Annotated in this window: 14 protein-coding genes; 7 read left to right on the forward strand and 7 right to left on the reverse strand. The window is 71.0% G+C overall.

From position 1 onward, the window contains the following. Nucleotides 1-151 precede the first annotated feature (151 nt). The 7 genes from ACFTXQ_RS26700 to ACFTXQ_RS26730 all read right to left on the reverse strand — a co-directional run bounded on the left by ACFTXQ_RS26700 (nt 152) and on the right by ACFTXQ_RS26730 (nt 11,076). Complete coding sequence (locus ACFTXQ_RS26700; protein ID WP_382644971.1) at nt 152-1,198, reverse strand: ABC transporter ATP-binding protein; 1,047 nt, start codon at nt 1,196-1,198, stop codon at nt 152-154. Beyond that, a complete protein-coding gene (locus ACFTXQ_RS26705) occupies nt 1,191-2,246 on the reverse strand; it encodes an ABC transporter ATP-binding protein (RefSeq protein WP_382644973.1) in 1,056 nt (351 codons plus the stop codon). The genes ACFTXQ_RS26700 and ACFTXQ_RS26705 overlap by 8 nt, the downstream gene beginning before the upstream one ends. Nucleotides 2,247-2,259: 13 nt before the next feature. Continuing rightward, complete coding sequence (locus tag ACFTXQ_RS26710) at nt 2,260-3,225, reverse strand: ABC transporter permease (protein WP_382644975.1); 966 nt, start codon at nt 3,223-3,225, stop codon at nt 2,260-2,262. After that, nucleotides 3,218-4,162 carry an ABC transporter permease gene (locus ACFTXQ_RS26715; RefSeq protein WP_382644977.1) on the reverse strand — a complete coding sequence of 315 codons (945 nt, stop codon included), beginning with the start codon at nt 4,160-4,162 and terminating at the stop codon, nt 3,218-3,220. The genes ACFTXQ_RS26710 and ACFTXQ_RS26715 overlap by 8 nt, the downstream gene beginning before the upstream one ends. A gap of 93 nt (nt 4,163-4,255) precedes the next feature. Then, on the reverse strand, nt 4,256-5,875 hold the full coding sequence (locus ACFTXQ_RS26720) for an ABC transporter substrate-binding protein (RefSeq protein WP_382644979.1): 1,620 nt from the start codon (nt 5,873-5,875) through the stop codon (nt 4,256-4,258). A gap of 451 nt (nt 5,876-6,326) precedes the next feature. Next, on the reverse strand, nt 6,327-8,231 hold the full coding sequence (typA, locus tag ACFTXQ_RS26725) for a translational GTPase TypA (protein WP_382644981.1): 1,905 nt from the start codon (nt 8,229-8,231) through the stop codon (nt 6,327-6,329). Nucleotides 8,232-8,565: 334 nt separating this feature from the next. After that, on the reverse strand, nt 8,566-11,076 hold the full coding sequence (locus ACFTXQ_RS26730; protein WP_382644983.1) for an ABC transporter family substrate-binding protein: 2,511 nt from the start codon (nt 11,074-11,076) through the stop codon (nt 8,566-8,568). A 344-nt stretch (nt 11,077-11,420) separates the two neighbouring features. On the opposite strand from ACFTXQ_RS26730, the gene ACFTXQ_RS26735 reads away from it, so the two are divergent. From ACFTXQ_RS26735 to ACFTXQ_RS26765, 7 genes are all read left to right on the forward strand, one after another. Further along, on the forward strand, nt 11,421-11,642 hold the full coding sequence (locus ACFTXQ_RS26735) for a hypothetical protein (protein WP_382644985.1): 222 nt from the start codon (nt 11,421-11,423) through the stop codon (nt 11,640-11,642). A 125-nt stretch (nt 11,643-11,767) separates the two neighbouring features. Further along, entirely contained in the window at nt 11,768-12,592 is an 825-nt protein-coding gene (locus ACFTXQ_RS26740) for a hypothetical protein (protein ID WP_382644987.1), read from the forward strand. A 1-nt stretch (nt 12,593) separates the two neighbouring features. Next, the gene (locus ACFTXQ_RS26745) at nt 12,594-14,492 is read left to right on the forward strand and encodes a fumarate reductase/succinate dehydrogenase flavoprotein subunit (protein WP_382644989.1); all 1,899 of its coding nucleotides are present in this window, start codon (nt 12,594-12,596) and stop codon (nt 14,490-14,492) included. Next, a complete protein-coding gene (locus tag ACFTXQ_RS26750; RefSeq protein ID WP_382644991.1) occupies nt 14,492-15,268 on the forward strand; it encodes a succinate dehydrogenase/fumarate reductase iron-sulfur subunit in 777 nt (258 codons plus the stop codon). The genes ACFTXQ_RS26745 and ACFTXQ_RS26750 overlap by 1 nt, the downstream gene beginning before the upstream one ends. A 64-nt stretch (nt 15,269-15,332) precedes the next feature. Next, nucleotides 15,333-18,365, forward strand: a complete 3,033-nt coding sequence (locus tag ACFTXQ_RS26755; protein WP_382644993.1) for a protein kinase — start codon at nt 15,333-15,335, stop codon at nt 18,363-18,365. Nucleotides 18,366-18,420: 55 nt separating this feature from the next. Then, entirely contained in the window at nt 18,421-20,559 is a 2,139-nt protein-coding gene (locus tag ACFTXQ_RS26760; RefSeq protein ID WP_382644994.1) for a TPM domain-containing protein, read from the forward strand. A 41-nt stretch (nt 20,560-20,600) separates the two neighbouring features. Further along, the gene (locus ACFTXQ_RS26765; RefSeq protein WP_382644996.1) at nt 20,601-21,320 is read left to right on the forward strand and encodes a PspA/IM30 family protein; all 720 of its coding nucleotides are present in this window, start codon (nt 20,601-20,603) and stop codon (nt 21,318-21,320) included. Nucleotides 21,321-21,411: the final 91 nt, after the last annotated feature.

The raw sequence follows: 21,411 nt of genomic DNA on the forward strand, positions 1-21,411 counted from the left end.
GCCCCCCGCCGGGGGGGGGGCGCGGGGCCCCGCCCCCCCCCCCCCCGCAGCGGCGCCGCACACGTCCACGGTCCCCGCGGGAAACGGCAGGGCGCCCGGCACCGGAGGATTCCGGTGCCGGGCGCCCTGAACGCCGTACGGCGAGGGGGGATCAGACCGCCAGAACGGCCTTCTCCTCCGCGAAGTGGCACGCCGACTCGTGCGCGGCCGGGCTGCTCACGCCCTGGAACCGCGTCGGGATCGCCAGCACCGGCTCCTCCGTGGCGCACTTGTCCTGCGCCTTCCAGCACCGGGTGCGGAACCGGCAGCCCGACGGCGGGTTGGCCGGCGAGGGCACGTCACCGGTGAGGATGATGCGCTCGCGCCCTTCCCGAACCTCCGGGTCCGGCACCGGCACGGCGGAGAGCAGTGCCTGCGTGTACGGGTGGGTCGGGTGGTCGTAGATCTCGGCGTCGGAGCCGATCTCGGCCATCTTGCCCAGGTACATGACGCCCACGCGGTCCGAGATGTGCCGGACGATCGAGAGGTCGTGCGCGATGAAGACGTAGGACAGGTTGAACTCGTCCTGCAGCTTCCCCATCAGGTTGATGACCTGCGCCTGCACCGACACGTCGAGCGCGGAGACCGGCTCGTCGCAGATGATGATCTCCGGGTTGAGCGCGAGGCCGCGGGCGATGCCGATGCGCTGGCGCTGGCCGCCGGAGAACTGGTGCGGGTAGCGGTTGATGTACTCGGGGTTGAGGCCCACGACGTCCAGGAGTTCCTGGACCTTGCGGCGCCGGTCGCCCTTGGGAGCCACCTCGGGGTGGATCTCGAAGGGCTCCCCGATGATGTCGCCGACCGTCATGCGCGGGTTCAGCGAGGTGTACGGGTCCTGGAACACCATCTGGATGTTGCGGCGGACGGCCTTGAGGGCCTTGCCGGACAGCTTGGTGATGTCCTGGCCCTTGTAGAAGACCTCGCCGGCGGTGGCCTTCTCCAGGCTCATCAGCAGCTTGGCGACGGTGGACTTGCCACAGCCGGACTCGCCGACGATGCCGAGGGTCTCGCCCTGGTAGAGGTCGAAGGAGACCCCGTCGACGGCCTTGACCGCGCCGACCTGCTTCTTGAACAGGATTCCCTGGGTCAGCGGGAAGTGCTTGACCAGGTTGCGCACCTGGAGGATCGGCTCGCCCTTGGGCTTGGTGAGCTCAGCCATGGATCTGCTCCTTCCAGAAGTGGCACGCGCTGCCGCGGCCGGGCAGCTCGGTGCCGTCCTGCTCGGTCACCTGGTGCAGGACGGGAACGTCCGTGCGGCAGATGTCCTGCGCCTTGGGACAGCGCGGGTTGAAGGCGCAGCCCGAGGGGATGTTGAGCAGGTTGGGCGGCAGGCCCTTGATCGCGTAGAGCTCCTGGCCCTTCTGGTCCAGGCGCGGGATCGAGTCGAGCAGGCCGCGGGTGTACGGGTGCGCGGGGCGCTTGTAGATCTCGTGAACCGGGGCGTTCTCGACGATCCGGCCGCCGTACATGACGGCGATCTTGTCCGCGACGTCGGCGACGACGCCGAGGTCGTGGGTGATCAGGATCAGGCCCATGTTCATCTCGCGCTGGAGCTCCGCGAGGAGGTCCATGACCTGGGCCTGGACCGTCACGTCGAGAGCCGTGGTGGGCTCGTCGGCGATGATCAGGTCGGGCTCCAGGGCCATCGCCATGGCGATCATGATGCGCTGGCGCATACCGCCGGAGAACTGGTGCGGGTAGTCGCCCACGCGCGCCTTGGCGGCGGGGATCTTCACCCGGTCCATGAGCTCGACGGCCTTGGCCGTGGCGTCCTTCTTCGACATGCCGCGGTGCACGCGGAACATCTCGCCGAGCTGGGCGCCCACCGTGTGCACGGGGTTCAGCGAGGACAGCGCGTCCTGGAAGATCATGGCGATCTTCTGGCCGCGGACCTTGCGGAACTCCTCGGCCGGGAGCTTGAGCAGGTCGGTGCCCTGGAACAGGATCTCGCCGGACGGGATCTTGCCCGGGGGCATGTCGAGGATGCCCATGATGGCCTGCGCCGTGACGGACTTGCCCGAGCCGGACTCGCCGAGGACGGCGAGGGTCTCGCCGGCGTTCACGGAGTACGAGACGCCGTTGACGGCCTTGGCGACACCGTCGCGGGTGTGGAACTCGACGTGCAGGTCGCGCACTTCGAGCAGGGGGGTCCCCTCGGGCGCCGAGCGGGGCGCGGGGACGGTCGAGGTCTTGTCGATGATGGTCAACGTACGCCCTTCCTCAGCGCAGCTTCGGGTCGAGGGCGTCGCGCACCGCGTCGCCGACCATGATGAACGCGAGCACGGTGATGCTCAGCGCGGCGGCCGGGAAGAGGAGCACGTGGGGTGCCTGGAGCCAGCGGTCCTTGGCATCGCTGACCATGAGGCCCCAGGAGATCTCCGGCGCCTGGACGCCGATGCCGAGGAACGACAGGGCCGCCTCGGCGGAGATGTACACACCGAGGCTGATCGCGCCGACCACGATGACGGGGGCGACGGCGTTCGGCAGGATGTGCCGCAGGGTGATGCGCAGGGTGCCGGCGCCGAGGGCGCGGGCGGCGACCACGTAGTCGTTGTTCTTGTTCTGCAGCACCGAGGACCGCATGATGCGGAAGATCTGCGGCCAGCCGAGGGTGGCCAGCACGACCGCGACGGTCCAGGCGTTGCCCTTGCCGAGGCCCGACATGATCAGCATGCCGCCGAGGAGCAGCGGGATGGCGAAGAAGATCTCGGTGAAGCGGGACAGGACGCTGTCCACGAAGCCTCCGGCCCAGCCGGCCAGCAGGCCGAGCAGACCGCCGACGATCAGCACCAGGCTGGTGGTGACCGTACCGACGATGACCGAGTTGCGGGCGGCCCAGATGGTACGGGTGTAGACGTCGCAGCCCTGGATGTCGAAGCCGAACCAGTGGTCGCCGCTCGGCGCCTTCAGGGAGTCCTGGAGCTGACAGGCGCCGGCCGCGAACGGGCTCCCGGAGGTGAACCAGCCGGGTACGGCCGACAGGACGAGCAGGAACAGCACCACTGCGGCGCCGATCAGGAAGATGGGATTGCGGCGCAGGTCCGAGACGGCGTCCGACCAGAGGCTGGCCTCGCGGTCCTTCTTGGGCTTCTTGCCCCCGCCCTGGGCGACCGTGCCGCTCGCGGAGGGAGCTCCGGCGGTCTGGGTGTCGGTCAACTCATCCCCCACCGTAGTTGTGTCACGCATAGCGGATCCTCGGGTCGAGCACGGCGTAGAGCATGTCCACGATCAGGTTGGCGACGAGATACACGATGATCAGGAGCGAGACGACGCCCACGATCACGGTGCCTTCCTTGCGGTAGACCGACTCGGCCAGCAGGCCGCCGATCCCGTGGATGTTGAAGATCTTCTCCGTGATGACCGCGCCGCCCATCAGCGAGCCGAGGTCGGCGCCGAGGAAGGTGACGATCGGGATGAGCGCGTTGCGCAGCGCGTGGTTCACGACGACGCGGCGGCGCGGCAGGCCCTTGGCGGTCGCGGTGCGCACGTAGTCGGAGCGCATGGTCTCCATCAGGCTGGTACGGGTCAGTCGTGCCACGTACGCGAGCGAGGTCGAGGCGAGCACCAGCGCGGGGATGAGGTAGGCGATGAGCCCGTCGTTCTCGTTGAAGGAGACCGGGAACCAGTCGATGCCCCACTCGGTCTTCAACTTCACGCCGAGGGCCAGCTGGAGCACGAAGCCGCTGACGAAGACGGGGATGGAGATGACCAGCAGCGTCGAGAGGAGGACGAGCTGGTCGAGGAACTTGCCCCTGCGCAGCGCGGCCATGATGCCGGCCACCACGCCGATGACGGCCTCGATCAGGAAGGACATGAGGGCGAGGTTCACCGTGTACGGGAAGGCCTCGGTGATCTTGTCCCAGACGGAGCGCCCGGTCAGGGTCTCGCCGAAGTTCCCCTGGAACAGGTTGGTGATGTAGTTCCAGTACTGCGCGAGGAAGGAGTCGTCGAGGTGGTACTTCTCGCGCAGCATCGCCGCGACGAGCGGGTCGGCCTTCTTCTCGCCGGCCAGTGCCTGAATCGGGTCACCGGGGAGCTTGAAGGACAGCCAGTAGATAAGGAACGTGGCACCGATCAGAACAGGGATCGCCTGTATGAGTCGGCGGATGAGGTAGCGGCCCATCAGACCTCCAGCAAGAGCAGGGGGAAAGGGCAGGCAGACGGAAACCTGATTCCGTCTGCCCGCCCCCGGGTTCCCCTTAAGTGAAGAGGGGTGTTAGTTGAGCTCGACCTTGGCCAGGTCCATGCGGCCCTGGGCGTCGACCTCGACGTTCTTCACGGACTTGGAGTAGGCCGAAGAAGACATGTAGGTGAAGACGGGGATGTACGGCAGGTCCTTGACGAGGATGTCGTCGGCCTGCTGGTACAGCTTCAGGCCCTCGGCCGCGTCGGGGGCCTGGTCGGCCTTGGCGAGGAGCGCCTCGAAGTCCTCGTTCACGTAGTGGCCGTAGTTGGAGCCCTGCTCGATCGCGACCTTCGAGAAGATCGGACGGAGGTAGTTCTCCATGGCCGGGTAGTCCATGACCCAGCCCATACGGAAGGCGCCCTTGTACTTCGAGGCACCCAGGTCGTCGAGCATCTCGCCGAACTTGGTGAACGGCTTGGCGGTGACCTCGACGCCGAGGTTCGTCTTCAGCTGGTTGGCGACGGCCTCGATCCACTCCTTGTGGCCGCCGTCGGCGTTGTAGCCGAGCTCGATCTTGTTGCCGGGGACGCCGCCCGCCTGGGTGAAGAGTTCCTTCGCCTTGGTCGGGTTGTACTGGCCGGAGTCGCCGAGCGCACCCTTGCGGTAGCCCGGGATGATCGGGCTGACGAAGTCGTCGGCCGGCTTGCGGGTGTTGTTGAAGATGGTCTTCGTGATGGCGTCCCGGTCGATGGCCATCGAGATCGCCTTGCGGATCTCGACCTTGCCGAACGCCTCGGGGTTCTGCGCGAGCGGCAGGCCGATGTAGCCGACGCCGGACTCGGGCTTGTAGATGTAGCGGTCGCCGAACTCCTGCGAGACGCTGGCCATCGCGGAGACGGGGAGCTTGTCCGTGATCTGGATGGTGTCGGCGCGCAGGTCGTTGTACGCCGTGTCCAGGTTGTCGTAGATCCGGAAGGTGACGCCCTCGAGCTTGGCGCGACCCTCGGCCGGGTACTTGTCGTACCGCTTGACCTTGATCTGCTTGTTGTGCTCCCAGGCACCGTCCATCTGGAAGGGGCCGTTACCGATCGGCTTCTCGCCGAACGCCTTCGGGTCCGCCTCGAACGCCTTCGGCAGCGGGTAGAAGGCGTTGTAGCCGAGCATCGTCTTGAACTGCGAGAAGGCTTCCTTCAGCGTGACGGTGAAGGTCATCTCGTCGACGATCTTGAGGCCCTTGAGCTCCTTGGCGGTGGGCTTCTTGTCCTTGCCCGGCGCCAGCTCCTCGGAGCCCTCGATCTTCGAGAAGAACGGCATGCCCTCGGCCGCGTTCTCCTGGTTGGCACCCCAGTTCCAGGCGCGGACGAACGACTGCGCGTCGACCTTCTCGCCGTTGTGGAAGGTGAAGCCGTCCTTGACCTTGATGGTCCAGGTCTTCGAGTCGGTCGTGTTGATCGACTCGGCGGCCGCCAGCTGGACCTCGTTGGTCTTGTTGTCGTACGAGACCAGCGCGGTGAAGACCGCGTTCAGGACCTCGGCGCCCTCGGACTCGGCGGTGTTCTGACCCACCAGGCCGTGCTGGGGCTCACCGAGCTGCACGGTGATGTTGCCGCCGCCGCTCTTGGCGTCGTCCTTGCCGGTACCACAGGCCGTGGCGGCCATCGCCACGATGACGGCACCCGCGACCCACTTGGCGCTCGTTGCTCCGCGCATGGGTATTTGCCTCCTCAGGAGTCACTGTCGATACGTGAAGGGCCCGGCGCCCGCTGACACCCCTGACAGCGAATTCCGGCCCCATCGTGTGTGCTCGTGAGTCGGCGCTCCCCACAGCGCGTGACCCATTGACCCGAGCTCAATGGAGCCATCCTCAGGGACGCCCAGACCGTAAACCACACTTAAGTGGTCTCGTTTTCACAACATCACCCCATGCCGAAAACCCGAAATCCGGACAAACGGATAGGAGACAGACACGTGCGAAACGGACGGTTAGCTCAACTTCCGGTGCGTCACGGTCGGTATGCGGACACCAGAACGCAACAATCCGCTTGACAAAAGCGAACAGCCCCTCCGGTCACGGACTCCGTGACGGGAGGGGCTGCTGTGCTCTGAGAGGTTTCGGCCAACCCAGCCGCCGCCCTAGCGGCGACTGGGCCCAAGCCGGGTACTACTTCGCGGACTTGGCGCGCGACGCGGTGCGCGAGCGCTCCTTCTGGTCCAGGACGACCTTGCGGATGCGGACGGCCTCCGGCGTGACCTCGACGCACTCGTCGTCGCGGCAGAACTCCAGGGACTGCTCCAGGGAGAGCTTGCGGGGCGGAATCACGTTCTCCGTGTTGTCCGCGGAAGCCGCTCGCATGTTGGTGAGCTTCTTCTCCTTGGTGATGTTCACGTCCATGTCGTCGGAGCGCGAGTTCTCGCCGACGATCATGCCCTCGTACACCTCGGTGCCGGGCTCGGTGAACAGGACGCCGCGCTCCTGCAGGTTGATCATCGCGAACGGCGTGACCGCACCCGCGCGGTCCGCGACCAGCGAACCGTTGTTGCGGGTGACCAGCTGGCCGAACCACGGCTCGTGGCCCTCGTGGATGGAGTGGGCGATACCCGTACCGCGGGTGTTCGTCAGGAACTCCGTACGGAAGCCGATCAGACCGCGCGACGGGACGACGAACTCCATGCGGACCCAGCCGGAGCCGTGGTTCGACATGTTGTCCATGCGGCCCTTGCGGACGCCCATGAGCTGCGTGACCGCACCCATGTGCTCCTCGGGGACGTCGATCGTCATGCGCTCGACCGGCTCGTGGGTCTTGCCGTCGATCTCCTGCGTGACGACCTGCGGCTTGCCGATGGTCAGCTCGAAGCCCTCGCGGCGCATCTGCTCGACCAGGATGGCGAGCGCGAGCTCACCACGGCCCTGGACCTCCCAGGCGTCCGGACGGTCGGTGTCCAGGACGCGCAGCGAGACGTTACCGATCAGCTCACGGTCCAGACGGTCCTTGACCTGGCGGGCGGTGACCTTGCGGTCCTTGACCGCGGCCTTGGCGTCCGCGCCCTTGCCGGTGCCGCCGCGGCCGACCATCGGGGAGGTGTTCGTACCGATGGTCATGGAGATCGCCGGCTCGTCGACCGAGATCAGCGGCAGCGCGATCGGGTTCTCCGGGTCGGCCAGGGTCTCGCCGATCATGATGTCGGGGATACCGGCGACCGCGCAGATGTCACCCGGGCCCGCCACCTCGGCCGGCTTGCGGGTGAGCGCCTCGGTCATCATCAGCTCGGTGATGCGGACGTTGGAGATCGAACCGTCACGCTTGATCCACGCGACCGTCTGGCCCTTGCGCAGCTCGCCCTGCTCGACGCGGAGCAGCGCGATGCGGCCGAGGAAGTTGTCGGCGTCCAGGTTGGTGACGTGCGCCTGGAGGGGGGCCTCGTCGTCGTAGACCGGGGCCGGAACGTGCTCCAGGATGGTGGAGAAGAACGGCTCCAGGTTGTCGCTGTCCGCGGGGACGGTGCCGTCCTCCGGCTTGGTCAGCGAGGCGACGCCGTCACGGCCGCAGGCGTAGACGATCGGGAACTCGATCTGGTCCTCGTCGGCGTCCAGGTCGAGGAAGAGGTCGTACGTCTCGTTGACGACCTCGTCGATCCGGGAGTCCGGACGGTCGGTCTTGTTGATGCAGAGGATGACCGGCATCTTCGCCTGCAGGGCCTTGCGCAGGACGAAGCGGGTCTGGGGCAGCGGACCCTCGGAGGCGTCGACCAGCAGGACGACGGCGTCCACCATCGACAGACCGCGCTCGACCTCACCACCGAAGTCGGCGTGGCCGGGGGTGTCGATGATGTTGATCGTGATGGGCGCCCCGCCGTCCTTGGGGTGGTACTTCACCGCCGTGTTCTTGGCGAGGATCGTGATGCCCTTCTCACGCTCCAGGTCGTTCGAGTCCATCATGCGGTCGTCGAGCTGCTGGTGGGCGGCGAAGGCACCGGCCTGCTTGAGCATGGCATCGACGATGGTCGTCTTGCCATGGTCGACGTGGGCGACGATGGCGACGTTACGGATGTCGTGGCGCGTGGGCACTTCGGCGCTTCTCCCGGGATCGTGGATGGCGTCGCGTACGGTCCGGCACGCGCGCCTCGACCGGGCGAAAACCTGCCACGGCCTTACCCCATGGTACGTCGCGCAGCGGGAACCGCCTGCCGGGGGGTCTGTCAAGAGGCCGTACGAATGAGTGCGGGCCCGTGCGGGGTGGGGTGCGCGGACCGCGGGTTCTGCCGGTAATCATGCGGGTCAATGGGTATCCACGACCTTGCCCGCCGGGGGTCCGGCGGGCAAGGAAATTGAGTCACATCTGAGGTTGTGACCCTCCGGTCAACCGGACAGGCACCCGTATGTCACCACTTCTTCCGCCGGACTACTTCTTCTTGCCGTCCTTGGCGGTCGGCGGCTTCTTCCAGCCGATGTCCTGGTAGCGGGGGGCGCCGAGGCCGAAGGCTCCCGCGTTGGCCAGGGCCGGCTTGACCGCCACCAGCTCCGGGCGCTGGTAGAGGGGGATGGAGCCCGCGGCGGCCCAGATCCGGGCGTCCGCCTTGCGCATCAGCTCCCGGGACTGCTCCTCGTCCAGCTCGCCGACGGCCTGGTCGAAGAGCTGGTCGATGTGGTCGGTGCCGACCCGGGTGTAGTTCTGTTCGACGAGGAGCGAGCCGTCCGCGGCCGGCTCCGGCTTGGCGAAGATCGGCCGGGCGTCGGTGGCCGGGTAGGCCGTCGCCGGCCAGGAGTAGAGGGCCAGGTCGTACTGGCCCGAGGCGATGTGGTCCTTGAAGAAGCTGTCGTCGGCCACCTTGGTGATCTCGGTGTTCACCCCGATCTTGTGGAGCATCTGCGCGATCCGCTCGCCGACGGCGCGCAGGGCCTCCGAGCCGGGGCCCGACGGGAGGACGAAGCGCAGGCTGAGCGCCTTGCCGTCCTTGGCGAGCATGGATCCGGAGGTGCGGACCGCCTGCTTGGCCGGGGCCGGGGAGCCCTTGGCGGGCCCGTCCCCGTCGCGGGCCGGGCTGCGCTTGCCGTCGTCCACGGCGCCGGCCGCGGCCGCCGGGTCCGCGGCGTCCGGCGCGGCCTTCGGGTCGGCTGCGGCCGCCTTGCCCGCGGCCGCGGCCTGGGCCAGCAGGGAGGCCCGCTGCTCGGCCGCGAAGGGGGCGGGGGCCAGCACCGGGGAGGTCCGGTCGCGGTCCGCCGCCCCCGCGGCGAACGCGTCGGCGTCCACGATCTCGCCGTCGGGTCCGCTCACCGGGATCCCGCCGAGCACTCCGTCGCCGCTGTGCCCCTCGGGGCCCTCGGGGCGGCTGCCGAGCGTGCCCTGCCGGGCGCCGGGGCCCGCCTTGGCCCGGCCCGCCTTGCCCACGGCCGCCCGCAGGTCGGCCGTCGCCGAGCGGAGCTCGCCGTTGCGGCCGTCGTCCTGGCCGACGATGTACAGGCCGTCGTTGCCGGTGCCGGGGCCCGTGGGGGTCTTCGAGTCGTCCTGGCTCTCGCTCTCCGGCCCGGCCTTGGCGCCCGGCGGCTCGGTGAGCTTGCCGCCGCGCCGCCAGCCCGCGTCCGCGAGGAGGGCCTGGGCCGCCTGGGTGTCCTGGCCGCCGAGGGCCTCGCTGTTGTCGGCGTACGCCTGCTGCCCGGCCAGCGCCAGGTGGCTGCCGACCGGCTTCGCGGGCAGGCCGAGGGGCTTCAGTACGATCTCGGCCAGCGCCTTGCGGTCCAGGGCCCGGGCCACCGCCCGGCGCACCCGCTCGTCGGACAGCGGGCCGGAGGCCCCGTTCAGGGCGAGCTGGGTGTAGGCCGGCTCCAGGGACTTGCGCACGGTGAAGCCCCGCAGGGCGTCCTGCTCGGAGGCGTACCGTTTCACCGCCTCGGCCTGCTTCTGCCGGGTCTCCTTCTCCGTCGCCGCCTTGGCCTCGTCGGCGCCGAAGGCGATCGCCCACGACAGGGTGGCCTGGGCCGGGGTCATCGCCGCGCCCGGGCCGTGCGCCGGGGCCCCGCCCGAGCCCGCTCCGCCCCGGGGGGCCGCGTCCCGGTGGGCCAGCGCGATCCGGTCGGCGCCCGCGCGGTCGATCTCCGCCAGGTCCAGCTTCCCCGCGGCCAGCGCGGCCGGCCGCTCGGCCCTCGGCACCGCCGTCAGCACCAGCGAGTCCAGCTTGGCCGGCCGTCCCCACCAGCGCGGATTGCGGTTCAGGGCGGCAGTGCCGGTCTTCTTGTCGATCGCCCCGAGACCGAAGGGGCCGGCGGTGACCTTGAGGGCGCCCCGGGCGCCCTCGTTGAAGGCGTCCGGGGTGCCCATGACCTGCTTGGGGTAGAGCGGGGTGAAGAGCGAGCGCCAGTCCGCGTACGGCTTGGCGAAGGTGACCTTGACCTCCAGGTCGGTCTTGCCCCGCTCGATCTTCTCGATGCGCTCGTAGCCGGCGTTGCGGGCCGTCCAGTACGCCGAGTCCTTGCCGTTCAGGGCCCGCCACTGGGCGACGAAGTCGGCGGCGCCGATCTCCCGGCCGTCGCTCCACACCGCCTGCTGGTTCAGCTTGTACAGGACGACCTGCTTGGGCTCCCGCTCGACGACCTCCGCCTTCTCCAGGTAGTCGGGATTGGCCACCGGCCGCCCCTTGGCGTCCAGCACGAACAACTGCGGCAGCACGGCCCCGGCGATCCGGTTGGTGGCCGCGTCCGCATCGGCCTGGAAGGTGTTCAGGGTCTCCGGAAGGGTGTCCACCGCCCAGCGCAGCACACCGCCGTCGGCCACCTTGTCGCGGGCCGTCGTCGCGATGTCCTGCCCGGCGGCGACCGGACCGCCCTCGTCGTCACCCGCGCCGCAGCCCGTGAGGAGCGGCAGTGCGAGGACTCCCGAGGTCAGGAGCGCCAAGGACCTGCGCCTTCTCTGGGACATGGGTGGTACCTCCGGGGCGGGCGTGGGGGAAGCATGATCACGTTCGGCGGTATATGGAGCTGATCACACCGGTTGCCGGAACCCACTGAAATCGACGCCCGGCCACACCCTCCGCAGCCGCCTCACGCCACGCCGCGAACCCCACCCGTGCGGACCAATCCCACTTGCACGCCGAGGGGCGTTCCCCCGGGAGAGGGATGAGAATGGGGGGCAGGGAGGGGCGCACAGTTCACGCCTGCGCGCCCGCAATCGCTGCACGTCCCTTCACAACCGGGGACGGGAAGCGCGACACTCGCAGGCGCACATGAGCGTTGCCACCGCACCCGCGGAAGTGAGGGCAAATCATGTCCCTGCAAGACGACCTGAGTGCCGTACGGCGCAACCTGGACGAGCTGACTCGCAAGGTCGAGCGGCTGGAACAGCAGGCCATGCGCCAGAAGCAGGCGCCGGCCGCGCCGCCGGACCCGTCCCGGATGGTCACCATCCCGGACACCCCGTACGACAACGCGCTGTGGACGGACACCGACGACGAGGGCCTGGGCGCACGCGACCGCCGCGCCCCCTGACCCCGGCCGCCGCCCTCGGCGCAGCCATCCGACCCCGCTGAACCCATCTGGCCCGGCCGTCCGCGAGCCCTCGCAGTCGGCCGGGCCTCCTGGGCCACCCCTCATCACTCCACCCGGAGTCCCCTTTGGCCACAGGCACCCAACCACCACAACAGCGGCCCGGCGGCGTCCACGACGCCTCCCGGGCCGCGATCGCTGCCCGGCACCTTCGGACCGACCGGTGGTGGCTGGCCCCCGCCGGCACCGCGGCCGGGCTGCTCGCCTTCATCGTCTACTCGACCTGGCGGGCCTTCGCGAACGCCGACTACTACGCGGCCCCGTACGTCTCCCCCTTCTACTCCCCGTGTCTCGCGGAGAACTGCGTTCCGATGCGGGGCGGGCCCAACTGGGAGATCTTCGGCAGCTGGTGGGGCCTCTCCCCCGCCCTGCTGATCCTGATCTTCCCGCTCGGCTTCCGGCTGACCTGCTACTACTACCGCAAGGCCTACTACCGGGGCTTCTGGGCCTCGCCGCCCGCCTGCGCCGTCGCCGAGCCGCACACGGCGTACACCGGCGAGACCCGCTTCCCGCTGGTCTTCCAGAACATGCACCGGTACTTCTTCTACGCGGCGGTCCCGGTCGCGGGCATCCTCACCTACGACACGGTGCTGACCTTCCGCGACGCGCACTACGAGTGGGGCCACATGGGCCTCGGGACCCTGCTGTTCGTCGCCAACATCGCGCTGATCTGGGCCTACACCCTCTCCTGCCACTCCTGCCGGCACATCATGGGCGGCCGGCTCAAGCACTTCTCGAAGCACCCGGTGCGCTACCGGCTGTGGGGCTGGGTCAGCAGGCTCAACTCCCGCCACATGCAGCTGGCGTGGGCCTCGCTGATCAGCGTCGCCCTCTGCGACTTCTACGTGTACCTGGTGGCCAGTGGCGCCTTCAACGATCCGAGGTTGTTCTGAGATGGCTCAAGTGGAACGGCAGCAGTGGGACGTGGTCGTGGTCGGCGCGGGCGGCGCGGGGCTGCGGGCCGCGATCGAGGCCCGCGAACGGGGTGCCCGTACGGCCGTGATCTGCAAGTCCCTCTTCGGCAAGGCCCACACGGTGATGGCGGAGGGCGGGATCGCCGCCTCCATGGGCAACGTCAACGAGGGCGACAACTGGCAGGTGCACTTCCGCGACACCATGCGCGGGGGCAAGTTCCTCAATCAGTGGCGGATGGCGGAGCTGCACGCGAAGGAGGCGCCGGACCGGGTCTGGGAGCTGGAGACCTGGGGCGCGCTCTTCGACCGCACCCCGGACGGGAGGATCTCGCAGCGCAACTTCGGCGGGCACGAATACCCGCGCCTCGCGCACGTGGGCGACCGCACCGGCCTGGAGCTGATCCGCACCCTCCAGCAGAAGATCGTCCAGCTCCAGCAGGAGGACTTCAAGGAGTACGGGGACTACGAGGCCCGGCTCAAGGTCTTCCAGGAATGCACGGTCACGCGGGTGCTCAAAGACGGGCAGCGGGTCTCGGGGACCTTCTGCTACGAGCGCGAGACCGGCCGCTTCTTCGTGCTGGAGGCCCCGGCGGTGGTCCTGGCCACCGGCGGGATCGGCAAGTCCTTCAAGACCACCTCGAACTCCTGGGAGTACACGGGCGACGGCCACGCGCTGGCCCTGCTCGCGGGCGCGCCCCTGCTGAACATGGAGTTCGTGCAGTTCCACCCGACCGGCATGGTCTGGCCGCCGTCGGTGAAGGGCATCCTCGTCACGGAATCCGTCCGCGGCGACGGCGGGGTGCTGCGCAACTCCGAGGGCAAGCGGTTCATGTTCGACTACATCCCGGACGTCTTCAAGGAGAAGTACGCGGAGTCCGAGGAGGAGGGCGACCGCTGGTACGAGGATCCGGACCACAACCGGCGTCCGCCCGAGCTGCTGCCGCGCGACGAGGTGGCCCGGGCCATCAACTCCGAGGTCAAGGCGGGCCGCGGGTCCCCGCACGGCGGGGTCTTCCTGGACGTCTCCACGCGCATGCCGGCGGAGAAGATCAAGCGGCGGCTCCCCTCCATGTACCACCAGTTCAAGGAGCTGGCGGACGTGGACATCACGGCGGAGCCGATGGAGGTCGGCCCGACCTGCCACTACGTGATGGGCGGGATCGCGGTCGACTCGGACACCGCCGCCACGGTCGGCGTCCCGGGGCTCTTCGCCGCGGGCGAGGTCGCGGGCGGGATGCACGGCTCGAACCGCCTCGGCGGGAACTCCCTCTCCGACCTGCTGGTCTTCGGCCGCCGGGCCGGCCTGCACGCGGCGCAGTACGCCTCCGGGGCCGGCGACCGCCCCGCGGTCACCCAGTCCGAGATCGACGCGGCGGCGGCCGAGGCGCTGGCCCCGTTCCACGCGGAGGACGGCGCGGAGAACCCGTACACCCTCCACCAGGAGCTCCAGACGACCATGAACGACCTGGTCGGCATCATCCGCCGGGAGGGCGAGATGGCCGAGGCCCTGGAGAAGCTCGCGGGCCTGCGCAAACGGGCCGCGCGCGCCGGGGTCGAAGGGCACCGGCAGTTCAACCCGGGCTGGCACCTGGCGCTGGACCTGCGCAACATGCTGCTGGTCAGCGAGTGCGTGGCCCGCGCCGCCCTGGAACGCACCGAGAGCCGGGGCGGGCACACCCGCGAGGACTGCCCGTCGATGGAGCGGAGCTGGCGCCCGGTGAACCTGCTGTGCCGCCCGGTCGACCCGCCCCCGGCGGACCCGGCGGCCGACCGGATCTCCCTGGTCCGCACCCGCACCGATCCCATCCGCCCGGACCTGCTCGCGCTGTTCGAAAAGGAAGAGCTGGTCAAGTACCTCGCCGAAGAGGAGCTCTTCTGATGGCCACCTACGACGCCCACTTCCGGATCTGGCGGGGCGACGCCGAGGGCGGGGAACTGCGGGACTTCACGGTCGAGGTGCACGACGGGGAGGTGGTCCTGGACATCGTCCACCGGCTCCAGGCCACCCAGGCCTCGGACCTCGCGGTGCGCTGGAACTGCAAGGCCGGCAAGTGCGGCTCGTGCAGCGCCGAGGTCAACGGGCGGCCGCGGCTGATGTGCATGACGCGCATGTCCACCTTCACTCGCGAGGAAACGATCACGGTGACCCCGCTGCGTGCCTTCCCGGTCGTCCGGGACCTGGTCACGGACGTGTCCTTCAACTACGTGAAGGCGCGGGAGGTGCCGGCCTTCGTCCCGCCGGAGGGGGTGGCCCCCGGCGCGTACCGGATGCAGCAGATGGACGTGGAGCGCTCGCAGGAGTTCCGCAAGTGCATCGAGTGCTTCCTGTGCCAGGACACCTGCCACGTGGTGCGTGACCACGAGGAGAACAAGACCGCCTTCGCGGGCCCGCGGTTCCTGATGCGGGTGGCGGAGCTGGACATGCACCCCCTGGACGCGGCGGCCGAATCGGGCCTGGACCGCAAGCGCACGGCCCAGGAGGAGCACGGGCTCGGCTACTGCAACATCACCAAGTGCTGTACGGAGGTCTGCCCCGAGGGGATCAAGATCACCGACAACGCCCTGATCCCGCTGAAGGAGCGGGCGGTGGACCGCAAGTACGACCCGCTGGTGTGGCTCGGAAGCAGGATCCGGCGGCGTTCCGACCCGCAGTAGTACGGGAGCGGTACACAATGCCCCCTGAAGGAACGCCGATTGACGTGACGTCAGGGGGCTTCGCGTGCAGACGGGGGATGTGCTGGACGGCCGGTACCGCCTGGACCGGCGGCTCGGGCACGGCGGCATGGGCGAGGTGTGGCGCGGGCACGACCTGAAGCTGGACCGGTCCGTGGCGGTGAAGGTGCTGCTGGGGGCGCCGACGCACCACGAGGCCGTCGCCCGCTTCCGGCGCGAGGCCACCATCGGGGCCCGGCTCCAGCACCCGGGAATCACGGTGGTCCACGACGTGGGGCAGCACGACGGCCGGCTGTTCATCGTGATGGAGCTCCTCGCGGGCGAGGACCTGAGGTCGCTGCTGACCCGTGAACGCGGCGGGCTGCCGGTCGACACCGCGCTCGGGCTGGCGGCCCAGACCGCAGAGGCCCTGGCGGCCGCACACGAACAGGCGGTGGTGCACCGGGACTTGAAACCGGCCAACCTCTTCCTCCTGCCGGGGGGCCGGGTCAAGATCTGCGATTTCGGCATCGCGCACTCCTCCGACGCGACGCTGGGCCTGACGCCCCCGGGCGAGCCGTTCGGCACGCCCGCGTTCATGGCCCCGGAGCAGGTGCGGGGCGAGCGCGTGGACGCCCGGTCCGATCTGTACGCATTGGGGTGCGTGCTGTACGCCCTGCTGAGTGGGCAGCCGCCGTTCGGTACGGCCGGTCCGGCATACGCACTGATGCACCGGCACCTCACGGAGGCACCGCGCCCGCTGGCCGTTTCGCCCGGGCTGCAGCGGCTGGTGCTGGCGCTCCTGGCGAAGGACCCGGCGGACCGGCCGGAATCGTCGGAGCTGGTGACCAAGACCCTGCGGGGGCTGCTGGGGCAGGGCGGCGCGGCCCCAGGGCCCGGGCCCATCGCGGCCCAAGGGGCAGGGGCAGGCCTCGGGGCCGTACCGGGCGCCGGAGGCGAGGCGGGCGCGACGGCCGATCCGGCACCCGCTGTACCACCGTCCTACGACGCGTTCCGACGGGCTCCCGCCGTGCCGCAGTCCTACGACGAGTTCCTGCGGGGACTGGTACTGGAGGTCGCGGCGGAGGCGTCACGCGACATCCCCGGCGCCGACGATCGCGTGCTGGCCCTGGCGACCGCCGCGGGCGCGGCGGCCCACTTCGACACGGGGCTCGCGCGACGGCTGCTGGCCGATGCCGAGCGCTGCGCCTGGATCCAAGGCAAGCGCCACCGGTCCCAGACCGCCGAGCTGCTGACCCTGCTGGCCCGGCACACCTCCCCGTACGCCCCGGCGCGCACGGAACGGTTGCTCACGGATGCCCAGCAGGCACTGTTCACGGTGCCCGCGTGGTACGGCGACCTCTCGCTGTGCTGGGTCGTGGAGGAGCTGGCCGTGGTCTCCCCCGCGCGTGCCGCCCAGCTGGCGCCGCGCCTCTTCGCCGGCCATCCGAGGGCCGACCGGGTCTGGGCCCGCATCGTGCTCGCCACCGCCCCCACCGACCCCGGGCTCGCCGAGGAGTACCTGCCCCGGATCGGCGACGCCGGTGTGCGCGCGGTCACCGAAGCGCAGCTCGCCGGGGTGATCGCGGCCAAGGACCTGGCCGCCGGGCTCCGCCGCACCGAGCTGATCGAGCACGGGAGCGCACGCGCGCTGGCCTGGCTCCTCCTGGCTCAGGCCCACGGGGACCTCATGGACGCGGAGGATTCGGCGCGGGTGGAGAACATGCTGTCGGCGGGCTTCGAGGGCTCCGGGGACGCGCAGACCGACGCGGTCGTGGCCGCGGTGGCCGAGGCCGGCCGGCGGATCACGCGGGGCACGGCGCCCTTCGTGGATCTGGCGACGGCGCGGGAGCGGGCCGCCGCGGCGCGGGCCGCGCACCCGGAGGGGCCCGAGCGTGCGCTCGCGCTGGCCCGGATCGCCTCGCAATGCGGGGAGGAGGGCCCCTGGCACCCGGAGCTGAGGGCCGATCCCGGACTCCCTCCGGACCACCCCGGGGCGCCGGCCCCGGAATCCGCCGCCCGTCCGGGCTCCCGGCGCCGGTGGCGCGCGGCGGTGAAGCCCGCTTCGCTCCGCCGGGCCGGGGACAGCGTGGCCTGGGCGGCGGGGGACGAGGTGGGCTCCGTATGGGCCGACACCGGGACGCGCCGCTGGACGGCGGCCGGCGACACGGGGGTCCCGGGGCCGCCGCCGGCCGGGCCGACGTCCGTGGCCTGCGCGGCGGACCCGGCGGGGATGGCCGTCTTCGTGGCGGTGGAGCGGCGGGGCGGGCCGGGGGTTCGGCTGCTGGCCCGGGAGCCGCGGGACGGCTGGGTGCGCTGGTGGCGGGATCTGCCCGGCGAGACGGCCACGGACGCACGGGACACCGCGCGGTTCACGGTGGCCGGGGACCTGGTGCTGTACGCGGGCCGGGAGGCGGTGAGGGCCTTCGACGCGGCCACTGGAGAGGAGGTCTGGCGGCATCCGGGCCGCTACGACGACCCGCCGGCCATGACGCCCGGCCCGGACTGCCTCGTCCTGACGGACCGGGAAGGGCTGACGGGCCTGCACCTGCTGACCGGCGCTCTCCTCTGGTCGCGGGGCGGTGCCCGACACCGCAGGGCGCACAACGCTCCGAGCGTGCCCGTCGGCCCCGTCCACGTGCTGGAGGGAACCGAGCTGCGTGCGCTGCACCAGCGCGAGGGCCGGCCGCTGTGGAGCGTCGAGCTGGGTGTCCCCGCCCCGGGCGTCCTGGCCGAGGGCGGAGTGGTGTACGCGGCGGGGGCGGATCCGCGGACGGGGGCGAACGCAGTGGTGGCCATCGACGGGAAGTCGGGCCGGGAGCTGTGGCGTCGGCGCGTCACGGAGCAGGCCGACTCCGCGGACTGCGTGCTCGAACTGCTCGGCACCCGCGCGGGTCTGCTCTACGTGAAGTCCGCGAGGGGCAACCCCGGTGTGTTCCGCCGCCGGTCCGGGACCCCGTTCCTGACCGCCCTGCACGTCGCCACCGGTGCGAGGCACTGGTACTGGGCCCAGCGCGGCATCGGCAGCCACGGCGCGCTCCTGTACGGGGACCGCGTCGTACTGGCTCAGCCCGAGCTCGCCTCGATCCCCTTGCCGTGAGGCCGGGCGGCGGCTCCGGGTGCGGCGGGCAGGAACCGCCCATACCCTCCCAAATGTGATCCCGCCGAAGAGCAAGTCGCGCAGCGCGATATCCGTACGGGCCGGGCTCCTCCTGGCAGCCGCGTTGCTGGCGCTCGGCGGGTGGGGGGTGGGCGGGGCGCCGGCCGTGCGGGCCGATGATCCCGTCACCCTTTCGCAGCAGGGGCAGATCACCGACCGGGTCGGGGCGCTGGGCGGCCGGCAGGGGGCCGTCACCGCCGCGCTCGACAGGCTGTACGCCGACCGGAAGATCCAGCTCTTCGTGGCGTACGTACGCGACTTCTCCGGGCGCTCGGCCCAGAGCTGGGCCGATGCCACGGCCGAGAAGAACGGTCTCGGCCAGGACGACGTCCTGCTGGCCGTGGCCACCGGGGCCCGGCAGTACGCCTACTCGGCCGCCGTCGACTCCGGATTCACCGAGGAGCAGCTGGCGGAGGTGGCGCGGACCGCCATCGAGCCGGCCCTGAAGCAGAACGACTGGGCGGGGGCCGCCATCGGCGCGGCCGACGGCTACGACGCGGTGCTCGGCGGGAAGCCCGTACCGGTACCCGCCATCACCCCCGGCCCGGCCGACCCCGGCGGCGGGGCGGGCGGCGAGAGCGGCGCCGGGGACTTCGTGCTGCCGGTGATCGCGGTCGGCGCGGCCGGGGTGCTGGGGGCGTACGCGTACACCCGCCGCAAGCGGTGGATCTCCTCGGGCGGACGGGCCACGCAGACCGGCCCGGGCTGGCCCGAAGGGGCCCCGGACCGGGTCCCTCTCCCGGAGCTGGACGCCAGGGCCAAGGAGCTGCTGGTGGAGACCGACGACTCCGTCCGTACGAGCACCGAGGAACTCGGCTTCGCGTCGGCGCAGTTCGGCGACGGGGCGGTCGTCCCCTTCACGGAGGCCGTGGAGTACGCGAAGGGCGAGCTGACGCTGGCCTTCCGGCTGCGCCAGCAGCTCGACGACGCCTACCCGGAGGACGATGCGACGCGGCGCCGGATGCTGGACGAGATCGTCGCCCGGTGCACGGAGGCGATGCGGCGGCTGGATGCGGAGTCGGCTGACTTCGACCGGCTGCGGGACCTGGAGAAGAACGCCCCGCAGGCCCTGGCGACCGTCGAGGAACGCTTCCGGGTGCTGACCGGGCGCACCACGACGGCCGAGGCGACCCTGACCGCGCTGGCCCGGCGGTACTCGGACTCCGCTTCCGCGCCGGTCGCCTCCAACCCGGAACAGGCCAAGGACCGGCTGCTGTTCGTCACCACCCACCTCGGCGAGGCCCACGCGGCGGTGGACGGCGGCGACAACGGCAGGGCGGCCGTGCACGTACGGGCCGCCGAGGGCGCGGTGGACCAGGCGGCGACCCTGGTCGACGCGGTCGAGCGGCGGGCGCAGGAGCTGGCGGAGGCGGCCGGGAAGCTGCCGGGCGCCGTCACCGAGACGGAGACCGACCTGGCCGACGCGGCCGGTCTGCTGAGCGGCACGTCGGCCGAGGTGTCCACGGCCGATCTGCGGGGCCGGATCGGCCGGGCGGAGGCGGTGCTGGCCGAGGTGCGCAGGGAGCAGGAGGCCGGCCGGTACGACCCGATCGACGCCCTGCGGCGCGTCGAGGAGGCGGACGCGGCCCTCGACGAGGCCCTGGCCGGGGCGCGGGAGCGGGAGTCGGGACGGCAGCGGGCGGCGGCCCTGCTCGACCAGGCCACGCTCGCGGCGCGCAGTGCGATCGGCGCGGCCGCGGACTACGTCACCACCAGCCGGGGCGCGGTCGGCAGTCAGGCCCGGACCCGGCTGGCGGAGGCGCAGCGGCACCTGGAGCGATCGGTGTCGCTGGCCGGGTCGGACCCGTCGGGCGCGCTGGCGGAGGCGCAGCGGGCGGACGCGCTGGCGCGGCAGGCGCAGCAGCTGGCGGAGCAGGACGTACGGGGCTACCGGGATCCGTACGGAGGCGGGCGCTCGGCGGGGGGCGGGCGGGGCGGTGCGGTGCTCGGCGGGATCATCCTCGGCGAGATCCTGCGGGGCGGCGGCCTCGGCGGGGGCGGCGGCCTCGGCGGGGGCGGCGGCCTCGGCGGGGGTGGCTTCGGCGGCGGCTTCGGCGGGGGCGGGACCCGCGGCCCGGGATCCTTCGGCGGCGCCGGGACCCGCGGCCGGATGGGCGGCGGCGGCCGCTTCTGAACCCCGCTCGGCACATCCATCCCCTGATCAGGAGAGCCCAGATGAGCAAGCAGACCATCCTCGGCCGCGTCACCCAGCTCGCCAAGGCCAACATCAACGCCCTGCTGGACCAGGCGGAGGACCCGCAGAAGATGCTGGACCAGCTGATCCGCGACTTCACGAACAACATCTCGGCGGCGGAGCAGGCGGTCGCCACGACGATCGGCAACCTGCGGCTGCTGGAGGCGGACCACAAGGAGGACGTGGAGGCGGCCGCGGAATGGGGCGCCAAGGCGTTCGCGGCGAGCCGGAAGGCGGACGAACTGCGGGCGGCGGGCTCGGCGGCGGACGCGGACAGGTTCGACAACCTGGCGAAGGTGGCGCTGGGCCGCCAGATCCAGTCGGAGAAGGAGGCGAGCACGGCGGAGCCGGCGATCGCCGCCCAGACGGAGGTGGTCGACAAGCTGAAGTCGGGCCTGGAGTCGATGAAGTCGAAGCTCGTGGAACTCCAGTCGAAGCGCGACGAGCTGGTGGCCCGTGCGAAGACCGCGCAGGCGCAGAACACGATGCTGGACGCGGTGAAGAACATCGACGTCATGGACCCGACGAGTGAACTGTCGCGCTTCGAGGACAAGGTCCGCCGCGAGGAGGCCAGGGCCCTGGGCAGGGAGGAGCTGGCCGCCTCCTCCCTGGACGCGCAGTTCGAGTCCCTGGACGACATGGCCAAGACCTCGGAGATCGAGACCCGTCTGGCGGCCCTGAAGTCCGGCAGGGCCGCCTGACCCGCGTCCGCGCTCGGCAAGTGCAGCTGAACGCGCTGCGGCGGGAGCCGAATCCAGCCCCGCCGGCGTTTGAGGCGCGGGGTCCGGGGCG

This window comes from Streptomyces sp. NPDC057010, from assembly GCF_042673805.1.
Taxonomy (GTDB): domain Bacteria; phylum Actinomycetota; class Actinomycetes; order Streptomycetales; family Streptomycetaceae; genus Streptomyces.

Excerpts from the sequence above, each read along its gene's own strand:
- ACFTXQ_RS26745 (WP_382644989.1), top strand. The coding sequence starts at position 12,594 with ATGGCTCAAGTGGAACGGCAGCAGTGGGACGTGGTCGTGGTCGGCGCG.
- ACFTXQ_RS26730 (WP_382644983.1), bottom strand. The coding sequence starts at position 11,076 with ATGTCCCAGAGAAGGCGCAGGTCCTTGGCGCTCCTGACCTCGGGAGTC.
- ACFTXQ_RS26700 (WP_382644971.1), bottom strand. The coding sequence starts at position 1,198 with ATGGCTGAGCTCACCAAGCCCAAGGGCGAGCCGATCCTCCAGGTGCGC.
- ACFTXQ_RS26715 (WP_382644977.1), bottom strand. The coding sequence starts at position 4,162 with ATGGGCCGCTACCTCATCCGCCGACTCATACAGGCGATCCCTGTTCTG.
- ACFTXQ_RS26710 (WP_382644975.1), bottom strand. The coding sequence starts at position 3,225 with ATGCGTGACACAACTACGGTGGGGGATGAGTTGACCGACACCCAGACC.
- ACFTXQ_RS26750 (WP_382644991.1), top strand. The coding sequence starts at position 14,492 with ATGGCCACCTACGACGCCCACTTCCGGATCTGGCGGGGCGACGCCGAG.
- ACFTXQ_RS26720 (WP_382644979.1), bottom strand. The coding sequence starts at position 5,875 with ATGCGCGGAGCAACGAGCGCCAAGTGGGTCGCGGGTGCCGTCATCGTG.
- ACFTXQ_RS26735 (WP_382644985.1), top strand. The coding sequence starts at position 11,421 with ATGTCCCTGCAAGACGACCTGAGTGCCGTACGGCGCAACCTGGACGAG.
- ACFTXQ_RS26765 (WP_382644996.1), top strand. The coding sequence starts at position 20,601 with ATGAGCAAGCAGACCATCCTCGGCCGCGTCACCCAGCTCGCCAAGGCC.